Raw genomic sequence first — 12,675 nt, 5'->3', positions numbered from 1 at the left:
GCGGGTCGGAATGACACCCGAATGACGCCCTTGATGACGCCGGAATGACACCCCGAGTGTCGTCGCGTTGAGCATGGGATCAACGACATTCTGTGACCTCCCCTTCGACTGCGCACTCGGCGTCCACGAGCAGCAGGAGGTCCGCGATGAGCAAGGACGGTGGCGCGAAGAGCGCCGACTGGGAGGGCCTGTCGGCGCGGGAGTGGTATGCGAGCGAGCTGGCGCGCCTGCGGCAGGAGGCGGGGTGGACGCTGGTGCAGCTCGCGGAGTCGTGTCTGTACGAGCAGTCGTACCTGCACCGGTTGGAGCGGGGCCAGCGGCTCGGCACCGTGCAGGCGGCCGCCGCGCTGGACAAGGTGTACGGCACCGGGGACCTGCTGGTGCGGCTGTGGCACCTGGCCAAACGGGAGACGAAGGACCAGCCGTTCATCCGGCTCGGGCCGTTGGAGGCCGGGGCGGCCGGAATCCAGGAGTACGCGCTCAGTGCGGTGCCGGACCTCCTCCAGACCCGCGCGTACGCGGAGGAGCAGGTACGGGCCGCACGCACGGGAAGCCCCCAGCAGGCCGACGCGCGAGTGGCCGGGCGGCTGGCGCGGCAGGAACGGCTGACCGACGAGGACCCGGTCCACTACCGGGCCCTCATCGACGAAGCCGTGCTGCGCCGGAAGGCACGCGACCCGCAGACCTGGACCCGGCAGCTGGAACACCTCATCGAGATGGCCCAACTCCCGGGCGTCTCCCTGCACGTGATGCCGTTCGACACCGGGCCGCATCCGCTGCACGGCTCCCTGGAGCTGGTCTACCTCCCGCAGGGGCGCACCGTCGCGTACGCGCCGAGCAGCTGCGGCAGCCACGTCCTGGAGGAGCCGGAAGAGGTCGAACCGCTGCGACTGGCCTACGACCTGCTCCGCGACACCGCACTGACCCCGACCGAGTCGCTCACCTTCCTGCGCACCCTCCTGACCGAGCACACCGCAGCCGGAACCACGGAGAACCCCGCGTCATGAGCCCCCCACCAGCCACCGCCGTCGCGGAGGACGTAGCCCTAGAGCCAGCCGTGCTGGCGGGCGGAGCGGAGGGCTTCGATGCGGTTGCGGGTGCCGGTCTTGCCGATGGCCGCGGAGAGGTAGTTGCGCACGGTGGACTCGGAGAGGAAGACGCGCCGGGCGATGTCCGCGACGGTCGCCCCGTCGGCCGCGGCGTTGAGGACGTCCCGCTCGCGGGCGGTCAGCGGGCTGGGCCCGGCGCTGAGCGCGGCCGCCGCCAGGGCCGGGTCGATCACCCGTTCCCCGCGCAGCACTTGGCGGATCGCACCGGCCAACTCCTCCACCGGCCCGTCCTTGACGAGGAACCCGGCCGCGCCCGCCTCCATCGCCCGCCGCAGATAGCCGGGCCGGCCGAACGTCGTGAGGATCAGTACCTTGCAGGACGGCAGTTGCCCGCGCAGGTCGGCGGCCGCGTCGAGCCCGCTGCGCCCGGGCAGTTCGATGTCCAGCAGCGCGACGTCCGGCCGCGCCGCCAGCGCCTCGGCCACAATCCGGTCCCCCGCCCCGACCTGCGCGACGACCTCCATGTCGTCCTCCAGGTCCAGCAGCAGCGCCAGCGCCCCCCGCATCATGCCCTGGTCCTCGGCGAGGAGCACCCGGACGGCCCGCGCCCCATTCCCGTCGCTCATCCCCCAAGGGTAGGGCGGTCGGCGCGGACTCGGCCTACCGGTTCGCGGCTTCGCGCGAGGCGATCCGGTGGGTGCGCACGACCACGCGGCCCACCGCGTTGCGCACCGCGAGGCCCGGCCGGGTGCGGGGCACCAGGAGCCTGGAGAGCAGACCGACGCGTCGCTGCCGCGGGCCCACCTCACGGCGGAGCCGCGACTCGTAGGCGGCGAACGCGCGGGCGTGGTCACCGGGATGGGCGGCGAGCTCTTCCGCGAGGGCGTACGCGCCCGCCATCGCCATGCTGGACCCGTCACCCAGCAGAGCTGTCGCCGCCGCCGCGTCCCCGAGCAGTACGACCCGCCCGCGGGACCACGAGGGCACCCGGACGGTGGTCAGGGGGTCGAAGAACGGAGCCGGGTGGTCGAGGAACGCCGCCACGAGTTCCGGTGCCCGCCACCGCACGTCGGCGTAGGCGTCGGCCACGGTCTGCTTGTGAAGGGCGGTGTTCCTGCGGTCGTGGGGAGCCGGCTGCACGGCCCGGAAGGTGAAGATCGCGAGCGGAGTGGTCCGCGAGGGGTGGACGACCAGCATCCGGTTCGGCACGGTCAGCATCGTCATCTCGCTCGGGTCCTCGACGGCGTCGGGTTCCAGCGGGACGGTCGCGCCGTACAGGCCCAGGTCGCCCGCGAACTGCCGCTCGGGGCCGAACACCAGGCGCCGTACGGTGGAGTGCATCCCGTCGGCGCCGACGACCAGGTCGAAGCGCCGTGGCGCGGACCGCCGGAAGGTGACGTCGACCCCGCCTTCATCCTGGTCGAGAGCGGTGACCGTGTCGTCGAACAGGAACTCGGCCCCGGTCTGCGCCGACCGGTGGAGTACCTCGGACAGGTCGGCCCGGGTCACCTCGACGGTCGGCGCGCCGTCCGAGGCGAGCGGGACGCGCAGGACGCGCCGGCCCGCGGGGTCGAGCAGGGTCAGCGACCGGTTGCGGGTGGCGAGCCCGCGCAACTCCGGGAGGACGCCCATCCGGTCGGCGACCGGGATGGCGGGCCCCTTCACGACGATCGCGCTGCCGCCGGAGCGCAGTTCCCGGGCGTGCTCGACGACCGTCGGCCGGTATCCGTTCCGGGCGAGCCAGTACGCGAGGGCGGGCCCCGCGATTCCGGCACCGACGATCAGCACTTCGGGCTTCTTCATGACGATGACCTCTCGGCGTCGATGGCCAGGTACGAATAGTTTCGTACCTCAGTGGAGCACATCCATCAGGTACGATTCAAGTCGTACCTGAAGGGGGTGCCACATGGCCGGGAGGAACCGGACGGGCCCGGAGGCCGATGCGCTCGATCTGGGTGCGGTCTTTCGCGCCCTCGCCGACGAGCACCGTCGTTCGGTGATGACGGAGTTGGTCCGCGACCGCAGCGACAGCGAGCGGGGCTGCAACTCGTTCGATCTGCCGATCTCGAAGCAGACCCAGACCCACCACTTCCGCGTCCTGCGCGAGGCAGGTCTCATCGACGAGATCGACTACGGCAACCGCAAGGGCATCCGCCTACGACGCGCGGACATCGAGAAGAGGTTCCCCGGGCTGCTCGCCCTCCTGGGAGCAGAGCCCGCGGGCGACACCACCCCTCGCTGAGCAGTCGCCGCTCTCGTCGCGGACTGCCTCCCAGCGGAGGCCCGAGGGCACCGGGCGCGGGCGGTCAGCAGCAGGGGGACGGGAGGGCGGTGGGGAGGGCGTCGGCGGCGAAGACCGCGGTGGTGGCCGGTTCGCCGCCCAGCGCGGCGACCGCGAGGAGGAGGGCGGCCGCGGTCCAGGTGGTGCGTTCGACCGGCCACACCGCGCGGTCGGCGAAGACGTAGCCGGTCCAGTACAGGCCGTCCTCGGCCCGCAGGTGCTGGATGTCGGCGAGGACCCGGACGGCGTCGTCGGTGCGGCCGACCGCCCAGAGGGCGAGGGCGAGTTCCGCGGACTCGCCGCCGGTGACCCAGGGGTTGGGGTCCACGCAGCGCACCCCGAGCCCGGGGACCACGAAGCGGGACCAGCCGGCGTCGATCCGGGCGAGGGCGGCCGGCCCGCGCAGGGTGCCGGTGAGCACCGGGTAGTACCAGTCCATGGAGTAGCGGGACTTGTCGAGGAACCGCTCGGGGTGGCGGCGCACCGCGTGGCCGAGCAGCCCGGCCGACAACTCCCAGTCCGGCTGCGGCTCCCGGCGGTGCTCGGCGAGGGCCAGCGCGCAGCGCAGCGCCTGGTGGATCGACGAACTGCCGGTGAGCAGCGCGTCGTTGACGGCGGTGCCGTCCGCCTCGCGCTTCCAGCCGATCTGCCCGCCGGGCTGCTGGAGCGCCAGGACGTACTCGACGGCGGCGTGCACGGTCGGCCAGATCCGCTCGGCGAACGCCTCGTCGCCGGTGGCGAGGTAGTGGTGCCAGGCGCCGACGGCGACGTAGGCGCAGAAGTTGGACTCGCGGCCGAGGTCGGTGGGCTGGTCGGCGCTGCCGTCGTGGTAGGCGGCGTACCAGGAGCCGTCGGGGTTCTGGTGCCGGGCCAGCCAGTCGTACGCGGCCGCCGCGCGGTCGTGCTCGCCGGCCGCGTCCAGGGCCATCGCGGTCTCGGTGTGGTCCCACGGGTCGAGGTGGTGGCCGCGGAACCACGGGATCGCGCCGTCGCTGCGCTGCGCGGCGGCCATCGCGGCGACCGTCCGCCGGGCCTGCTCCGCGGTGAGGACGCCGGGCAGTTCCAGCCGCTCGGTGCGGCGGCCCTGCCCGCGGCTCGGCGAGGTCACTTCGCGCGGTCCACGCCGACAGCGGACCCGGCGCCGGCGGCGGACCCGGAGTCGGCGGCCGACCCGGCGCCGACGGCGGACCCGGCGCCCGTCGTCGCTTCCGCGGCAGCCGCCCGCTCGGGCAGCCGCGGCTTCGTCGCGTACGCCACGAAGCTCTTGCCGACCACCGGGTTGAGCACCTGCTCGGCGAGCCGCGTGGCCAGCGGTTTCTTCATGATGTCCCAGACCAGCAGCTTGTGGTACAGCTTCACCGGCAGCGCCTGGTCGTTGTCCACGCCGACCGCGCACTTGATCCACCAGTACGGCGCGTGCAGGCCGTGCGCGTGGTGGGTGCCGTACGGCTTCAGGCCCGCCTCGCGCATCCGGTCCAGGAGCTGGTCGCCCTTGTAGATGCGGATGTGGCCGCCCTCGACCTCGTGATAGGCGTCGGACAGCGCCCAGCAGATCTTCTCCGGGCCGTAGCGCGGCACGGTCACCGCGATCCGGCCGCCGGGCCGCAGCACCCGGACCATCTCGGCGAGCACCGCCTTGTCCTCGGGGATGTGCTCCATCACCTCGGAGATGATCACGACGTCGAAACTCTCGTCGGGGAACGGGAGTTGGAGCGCGTCGCCCTCCATCGCCAGCGCGGACGCGCCCGCCGGGGCCTCCCCCGCCTCGCGCATCGCCGCGAACCACTTGGCGACCTCGCGGATCTCCTCGCCGTTGCGGTCCAGCGCGACGACCTGCGCGCCGCGCCGGTAGCACTCGAAGGCGTGCCGCCCGGCCCCGCACCCGAGGTCCAGGACGCGGTCGCCGGCGGCGAGCGGGAAACGGGTGAAGTCGACGGTCAGCATCAGCGGTTGCTCCCCACGGGGTCTGAGGGATGTGCGGTGTCCCGGTCGTCGCCGTCCCGGCCGTCCGCCGCCGCGCCGGGCGGGGCGGCCGTGTCCGGTACGGGAGTTGCCGCCGGGTCGGCGCCGGGCGGGGCGGCCGTGTCCGGTACGGGAGTTGCCGCCGGGTCGGCGCCGGCAGGGGTACTCCTGCCCGCGTCCGCGGCGCTATGCGTGCGGCCCGCGGCGGGCAGCGGCGCCCGAACCGGCCCCGGGTGCGCGGCGATCGCCGCCCGGTACAGCTCGGCGGTCGCCTCGGCCGCACGCGTCCAGGTGAAGCGCTCCAGCACCCGGGCCCGCCCGGCGGCGCCCAGCCGCGCCCGCAACTCCGGTGCGGCCAGCAGCCGTTCGAGCGCGGTGGCGAGCGCGCCCGCGTCCCCGGGCGGCACCGCGAGGCAGGTCTCGTTGTCCGGCCCGGCCACCTCCGGTATGGCGCCCCCGGTGGTGGCCACCAGCGGGGTGCCGGTGGCCATCGCCTCGGCCGCAGGCAGCGAGAACCCCTCGTACAGCGACGGCACGCACGCCACCTCGGCGCTGCGGATCAGGTCGACCAGCTCGGCGTCGCTGATGCCCTTGACGAACTCGACCGCGTCGGCCAGCCCGAAGGCGGCGACGGCGTCGGCCACCGGCCCCCGCTCCGGCCGCTTGCCGACGACCACCAGGTGCGCGTCGGGCCGCTGGGTACGGACCTTCGCCAGTGCCTCGACGAGGAAGACCAGGCCCTTGAGCGGCACGTCCGCGCTGGAGGTGGTGACGATCCGCCCGGGCACCTCGGCCACCGACGGGTCGGGCGCGAACAGCCGGGCGTCCGCGCCGATCGGCACCGTGTGCACCCGCTCGGGCCGCACCCCGAGGTCCGCGACGATCTCCTGCCGCGACGACCCGGAGACGGTCAGCACCGACGGCAGCCGCCGGGCCACCCGCTTCTGCATGCGCGTGAAGCCGTACCAGCGGCGGACCGACATCCGCTTGCGGAGGTCGGGGGCGGCGGCCAGCTCCAGGCGGCGGTCCACGGTGATGGGGTGGTGGATCGTGGTGACCAGCGGCAGGCCGAGGCCGAGCAGGCCGTATCCGAGGGTCTGGTTGTCGTGCACCACGTCGAAGTCCGCGCGGCGGGCGGCGAGGTGGCGGCGCGCGCGCAGGCTGAAGGTCAGCGGCTCGGGGAAGCCGCCGGTCCACATGGTGCCGACCTCCAGCGCGTCGACCCAGTCGCGGTACTCCGCCAGGCGCGGGGTGCGGAACGGGTCGGGCTGCCGGTACAGGTCCAGGCTGGGCAGCTCCGTGAGGGTCACGCCCTCGCCGAGCGCGTCCAGTACGGGATAGGGCTGCGCGCCGATCACCTCGACGCGGTGGCCGAGTGCGGCCAGTTCGCGGGCCAGGTGCCGGACGTACACACCCTGGCCGCCGCAGAACGGATTGCCCTTGTAGCTCAGCAGCGCGATCCGCAGTGGCCCGGACGGAGAGGTCACTCCGGCTCCCTTCTCGCTGCGATTGGGCCGGAGCGTAACCGGTCGCGCTAATCTAGAACAAGTTTCAGATAGATCGTACAGGGGTGGGGCACGCCCTCCCGCACCCGGCTGCCATCATGCACACACCCCCGACCCGGGCGCGCGGCGTCGGCACCGGCCACGGCGCGGCGGGCCCCGGCCCCGAACCCGGCCGGACTCGGCACCGCACGGCTAAGGACAGGACGGATGAGCGCACACCCCAGGCCACCGGCCCCGGCACTGACCGCGCGGCAGGCGGCCCGGCGCGACCGCATCCTGGCCGCCAGCACCGAACTGGCCTGCGGCGGCGGCTTCGACGCCGTGCAGATGCGCGAGGTTGCCGAGCTGTCCGACGTCGCCCTGGGCACCCTCTACCGCTACTTCCCGTCCAAGATCCACCTGCTGGTGGCGGTCATGGAGGACCAGCTCGGGCAGTTGCAGAGCGCGCTGCGCACCCGGCCGCCGACCGCCCCCGACCCGGGCACCCGCGTCGCCGACACCCTGCTGCGCGCCTTCCGCGCGCTCCAGCGCGAACCGCTGCTCGCCGACGCGATGTTCCGGGCGATGATCTTCGCCGACCGCTCGGTCCGCGCCCAGGTGGACACCGCCTCGCGGCTGACCACCTCGATCATCGTGGAGGCGATGGGCCGACCGGGGGCGGCGGAGGCCGAGGCCGAGGCCGCCGGAAGCGTCGCCGCCGCCGAGCCGCCGGAAGCGCTGCTCTCGGCCGTCCGGGTGATCGGGCACACCTGGCACGCGGCGCTGGTCGGCTGGATCTCGGGGCGCACCTCGGTCGCCGAGGTGACGGAGGACATCCGCACGGTCTGCGGCCTGCTCGACACGGCGACGGCGTAGCGGCACCGTCGCCCGGCCCGGCCGCGCACCTCACGCGCACCCCTATCACACGACCACGTTCGGTATCGGCGCAACTACCGTCGATTACCTCGAAGGGAGGGCGCGCGTCGGCGCAGAGTGCGCTCCTGGCGCCTCCTGCCACTCCTGTTCTGCCCCCGGCTGGGACGGAAGTTCACCCGCACGGGGTGATCCGCCGGGTATGAATGGGTTCGCGTTCGTCCCGGGGGTCGCGGACATCACCCGCAGGGGGATCAGGGCGGCGCACCGATGCGACCACGCGAGGGGGATGACCCGGTGATACGTGTACTGGTGGCCCATGACACCTGCCTGCTGCGCTCCGCGCTGGCGGCGCTGCTGGGCCGGGAGGCGGACTTCGAGGTGACGGACACGGCCTGGCCGTTGCTGGCGGAGGCCGCGCGGGCCTTACGGCCGGACGTCTGCGTGGTGGACGCGGACTGTACGGGCTGGCGGCAGCACGTCGGCGCGGGCGGCGGCCCGCTCGACGGTCAGGCCAGACCGGTGCGGGGCCCGGCCGGCGCGGGAGCGGGTACGAGCCCGGGCGCCGCGCGGGGCGGGAGCGGGACGCGCGGCCGCGGCGGGTCCCGCACGGTGAGCGGCGGCCGGGCGGCGAACGGGAGCACCGCGTCGCGGGGAGCCGCCGGCACCGGCCCGCTGCACCCCACCACGCACGGGCTCGCCACCGCGGGGGCCCTGGGCGGGCTGACCCGGGCCCGGTGCGCGCTGGTGGTGCTGACCGGCGCGGGCAAGCCCGGCGATCTGCGGCGGGCCCACGAGGCGCACGCGCTGGGGTTCGTGAACAAGGACCGGTCGGCCGACCGGCTCCCGACGGCCGTACGGCAGGCCGCGCAGGGGAAACGGTTCGTCGACGAGTCGCTCGCCGTGGAGTTTCTGCACGCCGCCGAAATGCCGTTGACCAGGCGGGAGTTGAGCGTGCTGTCGCTGAGCGCGGAGGGCGCCCCGGTCACCGAGATCGCGCACCGGCTGCATCTGTCGCACGGCACCGTGCGCAACTACCTCGCCTCGATCACCCGGAAGACCGGGGCCCGCAACCGGGTGGACGCGATCCGGATCTCCCAGGTCGCCGGATGGGTGTGACGGCGGCCGTCGGCGTACGGGCGGGCAGGTGCCGGGCGCGGCGGTCGGATACGGCACCGCGCCGTACGCGTCACGCCGTACCCGTAGCCGCGCCCGTACCCGCCGCTGCGTCGGCGGACCAACTGCCCACCAGGTCGCGGTAGAGCGCCGAACGGGCCGGCAGGTCCTCGTGCGTGCCGCACACCGCGTGTGTGCCGTCCAGCACGAGGACCCGGCCGGCCCGCCGCGCCGAGCTGATCCGGTGCGCGATCACCACGAGCGTTCCGCCGGGACGGCGGGCGAACGCCTCCTCGGCGACGGCCTCGGCGGCCGGGTCGAGGTGGCAGGTCGCCTCGTCGAGCACGACGAGTCCCGCCGGGGACAGGTAGGTCCGGGCCAGCGCGAGCAGCTGCCGCTCCCCCGCGGACAACCGGGCCGGGTCGACCTCGGCGTCCGGCCCGCCGAGCGCCTCCACCAGGGGGCCGGCGCCCACCGCGCGTGCCGCGGCGAGCAGTTCGGCGTCGGGCACCGGGTCCTCCCGCAGGTAGGCCAGGTTCTCCCGTACGGTTCCGGTCAGCACGTATGCCTCCTGCGGGACGAGCGCGGGGCGGCCCGCGGTCCGTACGTCGCCGCGGTCGGGGCGCAGCAGGCCCGCGGTGAGCGCGGCCAGCGTGGACTTGCCGATGCCGCTCGGGCCGACCACGGCCAGGTGTTCACCCGCGTGGAGTGCCAACTCCAGATCATGCAGAACCGGTTCGGCGACCGGGCCGTAGGCGAAGGTCACGTGGCGCAGGTGCAGGACGCACCCGGGCAGGTCCGGATGCCCCGTCTCCGCCTCCCGCGGCCCGGGTTGGCCCGGCACACCGTCGCCGACACCACCGCCCCCGCCGGCGCCGCCGTCCCCCCCGATCCGCCGCAGCACGACCCCGAGCCGGGTGCCGGCCGCGCCCAGCGTGTGCACCAGGTTCTGGAGCGCCGGTTGCAGGGACTGGGTGAGGTAGGTGAGCGCGCCGAGCAGGTCGCCCGGGGTGAGGCGGTGGGTGCGGATCAGCCAGGGCGCGGCCACCAGCAGCAGCACCACGGGGAGTTGGCCGCCGACGGCCAGGGCGGCGGCGCGCAGCACCCCCCAGCGGGCGAGCGCGCGGGCGGTGTCGAGCGCGGCGCCGGTCCGGGCGTCGGCGCGCGCGGCCATCAGGGGTTCTGCGCCGCACGCGGTGATGTCGCGCAGTCCGCCGGCGAGGGCGCCGCACTCCGCGGCGAGCGCCTCGTCGGCGGCGAGGTAGGCGTGCTGGCGGCGGGCGAGCGGGCCCAGCCCGGCCGCGAACAGCGCCACTCCCGCGGCCAGCGGCGGCAGCACGATCAGCAGCAGCACCGGCGCGAGCGCGCACATCCCGGTGAGCGCGCCGATCGCGGTGAACGCGAACGAGCGCACCACCAGCACCAGTCCGCCGAAGGCGTCCCGCGCGATCTCCACCTGGTGGGTCAGGCGCGACACCACGGCGCCCTCGCCGCTGCCCCGCCCGCGCACCGCCGCCCGCAGCCCGTCGCGCACCACCCGCGTCACCAGGCCGTCCCGCAGCGGCTCCACCAGCCCGGCCAGCCCCCGGTAGACCCGCGCGGTCCCGTACGCGCCGACCGGCACCGCCACCGCCGCCAGCGCCAGCCACCACAGGCCTGCCGCGTCGCGCCCGCGCAGGAAGCCCTCGTCCAGTGCCTTCGCGACGGCGTAGCCGACCGCGAACGTCTGCGCCGACTCCACCACCGACCACCCGGCCAGCACCGCCAACGCCCCGAGCCTGCCCCGCAGATACCCCCGCATCCCGTTCACTTCTCCCCCTCCCCCGCCACGGCGGCCAGCGGCTCCCCTGCCGCGCTGCCTTCGGCCGCCGCGGTGGCGAACAGCGCGCGGTAGGCGGGCTGTTGCCACAGCTCCCGGTGGGGGGCCAGGGCGCGCAGCCGGCCGGAGTCGAGCCAGGCGACGAGGTCGGCGCGGGCGGCGGTGGCGGCGCGGTGGGTGGTGAGCAGGCGGGTGCGGCCGCGCGGATCGTGCAGAAGGGCGCGGGCGACGTGCCGTTCGGTGACGGTGTCCAGGCTGGAGGTCGCGTCGTCGAGCACGAGCAACCGGTCGCCGCGCGCGAACGCCCGGGCCAGGCCGATGCGTTGAGCCTCACCGCCGGACAGGGGGGCGTCGGCGCGCGGGGTGGCGTAGCCGGCGGGCAGGCGCCGTACGAAGCCGTCGGCGCCGGCCGCGCGGGCGGCGCGGGTGACGGCGCCGGGGTCCAACTCGCCCGGCCCGAAGGCGATCGCGTCGCCGAGGGTGTCGCCGAGCAGCACCGGGCGTTCGAAGGCGTAGCCGACGGCGTCGCGCAGTTCGGCGCGGCTGAGTGCGGCCAGCGGGCGGCCGTCGAGCAGCACGGTGCCCTCGTCCGGGTCGGTGAGCCGCCCGGCGAGTTCGGCCAGTACGGACTTGCCGGCGCCGGACGGCCCCACGACGGCCACGCAACTGCCGCCGGGCACGGTCAGGTCGAGGCGGTCCAGGACGGTCGTGCCGCCGCGGGTGACGGTGACGCCCCGCAGTTCGAGGGTGCCGGGGCCGCCGCGGGGCAGCGCGTCGGTGCCGTGGGCGGGTGCGGGCACGGCGAGCACGCCGGCGATCCGGCGGGCGGCGGCCCGGCCGCGGACGAGGGCGCCCAACTGCCCGACCACGGTGCCGATTCCGGAGGCGAGCAGCGCGTAGCGGGAGGCGGCGAGCAGCCCGCCGACGGTCAGGTCGCCCTGGGCCAGCCGCAGTCCGCCGACGGCGAGGACGAGGATCTGGAGCAGCGGCACCAGGACGGCGGCCTGTGCGGTGGCCCGGCCCTGGACGTGCCACATCCGGTGTCCCTGGGTGCTGAGTTCGGGCAGCGGCGCCAGTACCCGCGCGGCCTCGCGCTCCTCGGTGCGGGCGGCGGCGATGGTGCGGGCGCCGCCGATCGCCTCGACCAGGCGGGCGGCGATCCGGCCCTGGGCGTCCTGGTAGCGGGCGACGCTGTCGGCGGAGGCGCGGGCGAAGCGCCGCACGAGCAGGGCGAGCGGCGGGGCGCCGAGCAGGAAGGCGGCCGCCAGCCAGGGGTCGGTGAGGAAGAGGGCGACGATTCCGCCGAGCGGGGCGCCGACGGCGGCCGGCAGGGTCGCGGCGGCGGCCGGTACGGCGCCCGCGTCGGCGGCGTTGCCGACCAGCCGGGTGACCAGGTCGCCGCCGCCCGCCACCCGCGCGGCGAGCACATGGCGTACGGCCCGGCGCCGTACCGAGGCGGTGACGCGGGCGCCGGAGACGGCCGCGAGCACATCGCTGGTGGTGCCGACCAGCACCTGCCCGGCCACGACCGCCGCGCACGTCCAGACCCGACTCCCGGCGTGCCAGGGCGCGTCGGAGTCTCCGCGCAGCACCTGGTCGACGGCGTGGCCGAGCACCGTGGGCAGCAGCAGGCCCAGGCCCACCGAGAGCCCGGCCAGCACCGCGACGGCGGCGACGGCGGTGCGGCTGCCGCGTACGGCGGGCCGCAGCACGGGGGGCGGCGGGGCGTGGTCGGCCATGCGGTCCTCCTCCGGCGGGGCGGGGGTGTGCGGGGGCGCGGCGGCGGGCATGCCGGGGCCCCGCCCCCGGGTGCTGGGGGCGGGGCTTGGCCCTGTCGGACAGGGCCTCGGGTCACCGGTCGTACCGCCGTGGAGCCACGGGCGGTCGCGTCACAGACAGATCAGGAAGCTCACCGAGCTGACGCAGCTCAGCAGGCTGAGCGAGCTGGCGTTGTCGGCGCCGTGTCCGTGCTCGGCGGGCTCCATGTCCTGAAGGTCGAGAAGGGCCATGTCAGGTGTTCCTTTCCATCGGTGTCGCCGAGGAGTTCGGCGGCTGGTCGCCAGGTTCTGGCGCGGTCCGGGCCGCTGCCCG

The 12,675-nt window shown here is 75.2% G+C and carries 12 protein-coding genes; 4 read left to right on the top strand and 8 right to left on the bottom strand.

The annotated features are described in order from the left end of the window. Positions 1-146: 146 nt before the first annotated feature. The gene (locus WA788_RS25785) at positions 147-1,007 is read left to right on the top strand and encodes a helix-turn-helix domain-containing protein (RefSeq protein WP_335981122.1); all 861 of its coding nucleotides are present in this window, start codon (positions 147-149) and stop codon (positions 1,005-1,007) included. A 38-nt stretch (positions 1,008-1,045) separates the two neighbouring features. Here the strand turns inward: WA788_RS25785 and WA788_RS25780 are convergent, their stop codons facing one another. Then, positions 1,046-1,675, bottom strand: a complete 630-nt coding sequence (locus WA788_RS25780) for a response regulator transcription factor (RefSeq protein WP_335981121.1) — start codon at positions 1,673-1,675, stop codon at positions 1,046-1,048. A gap of 34 nt (positions 1,676-1,709) precedes the next feature. Next, complete coding sequence (locus tag WA788_RS25775) at positions 1,710-2,852, bottom strand: FAD-dependent monooxygenase (protein ID WP_335981120.1); 1,143 nt, start codon at positions 2,850-2,852, stop codon at positions 1,710-1,712. Between the two features lie 103 nt (positions 2,853-2,955). Here WA788_RS25775 and WA788_RS25770 point away from each other — a divergent pair, with 103 nt between their 5' ends. Continuing rightward, positions 2,956-3,291, top strand: coding sequence for an ArsR/SmtB family transcription factor (locus WA788_RS25770; RefSeq protein ID WP_335981119.1), 336 nt, complete (start codon positions 2,956-2,958; stop codon positions 3,289-3,291). 64 nt (positions 3,292-3,355) lie between these two features. Here WA788_RS25770 and WA788_RS25765 read toward each other — a convergent pair whose 3' ends face one another. Genes WA788_RS25765 through WA788_RS25755 form a run of 3 tightly spaced genes read right to left on the bottom strand, consistent with a single transcriptional unit; the run spans position 3,356 to position 6,779 of the window. Continuing rightward, positions 3,356-4,438 (bottom strand): prenyltransferase/squalene oxidase repeat-containing protein, encoded by a 1,083-nt coding sequence (locus WA788_RS25765; protein WP_335981118.1) that lies wholly within the window; start codon positions 4,436-4,438, stop codon positions 3,356-3,358. Next, on the bottom strand, positions 4,435-5,274 hold the full coding sequence (locus WA788_RS25760; RefSeq protein ID WP_335981116.1) for a class I SAM-dependent methyltransferase: 840 nt from the start codon (positions 5,272-5,274) through the stop codon (positions 4,435-4,437). Before WA788_RS25760 ends, WA788_RS25765 begins: the two co-directional genes overlap by 4 nt. Continuing rightward, on the bottom strand, positions 5,274-6,779 hold the full coding sequence (locus WA788_RS25755) for a glycosyltransferase family 4 protein (protein WP_335981114.1): 1,506 nt from the start codon (positions 6,777-6,779) through the stop codon (positions 5,274-5,276). The genes WA788_RS25760 and WA788_RS25755 overlap by 1 nt, the downstream gene beginning before the upstream one ends. Positions 6,780-7,004: 225 nt before the next feature. Here WA788_RS25755 and WA788_RS25750 point away from each other — a divergent pair, with 225 nt between their 5' ends. After that, positions 7,005-7,652, top strand: a complete 648-nt coding sequence (locus tag WA788_RS25750; protein WP_335981113.1) for a TetR family transcriptional regulator — start codon at positions 7,005-7,007, stop codon at positions 7,650-7,652. 294 nt (positions 7,653-7,946) lie between these two features. Beyond that, entirely contained in the window at positions 7,947-8,768 is an 822-nt protein-coding gene (locus tag WA788_RS25745) for a helix-turn-helix transcriptional regulator (protein ID WP_335981112.1), read from the top strand. A gap of 70 nt (positions 8,769-8,838) precedes the next feature. Here WA788_RS25745 and WA788_RS25740 read toward each other — a convergent pair whose 3' ends face one another. The 3 genes from WA788_RS25740 to WA788_RS25730 form a co-directional block, all read right to left on the bottom strand. Next, positions 8,839-10,566, bottom strand: coding sequence for an ABC transporter ATP-binding protein (locus tag WA788_RS25740; RefSeq protein ID WP_335981192.1), 1,728 nt, complete (start codon positions 10,564-10,566; stop codon positions 8,839-8,841). A gap of 5 nt (positions 10,567-10,571) precedes the next feature. Further along, positions 10,572-12,323, bottom strand: coding sequence for an ABC transporter ATP-binding protein (locus WA788_RS25735; protein ID WP_335981111.1), 1,752 nt, complete (start codon positions 12,321-12,323; stop codon positions 10,572-10,574). 150 nt (positions 12,324-12,473) lie between these two features. Next, positions 12,474-12,593, bottom strand: a complete 120-nt coding sequence (locus WA788_RS25730) for a SapB/AmfS family lanthipeptide (protein ID WP_335981110.1) — start codon at positions 12,591-12,593, stop codon at positions 12,474-12,476. Positions 12,594-12,675 lie beyond the last annotated feature (82 nt).

The sequence above is a fragment of the Streptomyces sp. CA2R106 genome (assembly GCF_037034245.1).
In the GTDB taxonomy this organism is placed as follows: domain Bacteria; phylum Actinomycetota; class Actinomycetes; order Streptomycetales; family Streptomycetaceae; genus Actinacidiphila.
This window is presented reverse-complemented; position numbering and strand designations above follow the sequence as displayed.

Excerpts from the sequence above, each read along its gene's own strand:
- WA788_RS25770 (WP_335981119.1), top strand. The coding sequence starts at position 2,956 with ATGGCCGGGAGGAACCGGACGGGCCCGGAGGCCGATGCGCTCGATCTG.
- WA788_RS25780 (WP_335981121.1), bottom strand. The coding sequence starts at position 1,675 with ATGAGCGACGGGAATGGGGCGCGGGCCGTCCGGGTGCTCCTCGCCGAG.
- WA788_RS25730 (WP_335981110.1), bottom strand. The coding sequence starts at position 12,593 with ATGGCCCTTCTCGACCTTCAGGACATGGAGCCCGCCGAGCACGGACAC.
- WA788_RS25735 (WP_335981111.1), bottom strand. The coding sequence starts at position 12,323 with ATGGCCGACCACGCCCCGCCGCCCCCCGTGCTGCGGCCCGCCGTACGC.
- WA788_RS25740 (WP_335981192.1), bottom strand. The coding sequence starts at position 10,566 with ATGCGGGGGTATCTGCGGGGCAGGCTCGGGGCGTTGGCGGTGCTGGCC.
- WA788_RS25785 (WP_335981122.1), top strand. The coding sequence starts at position 147 with ATGAGCAAGGACGGTGGCGCGAAGAGCGCCGACTGGGAGGGCCTGTCG.
- WA788_RS25760 (WP_335981116.1), bottom strand. The coding sequence starts at position 5,274 with ATGCTGACCGTCGACTTCACCCGTTTCCCGCTCGCCGCCGGCGACCGC.
- WA788_RS25750 (WP_335981113.1), top strand. The coding sequence starts at position 7,005 with ATGAGCGCACACCCCAGGCCACCGGCCCCGGCACTGACCGCGCGGCAG.
- WA788_RS25775 (WP_335981120.1), bottom strand. The coding sequence starts at position 2,852 with ATGAAGAAGCCCGAAGTGCTGATCGTCGGTGCCGGAATCGCGGGGCCC.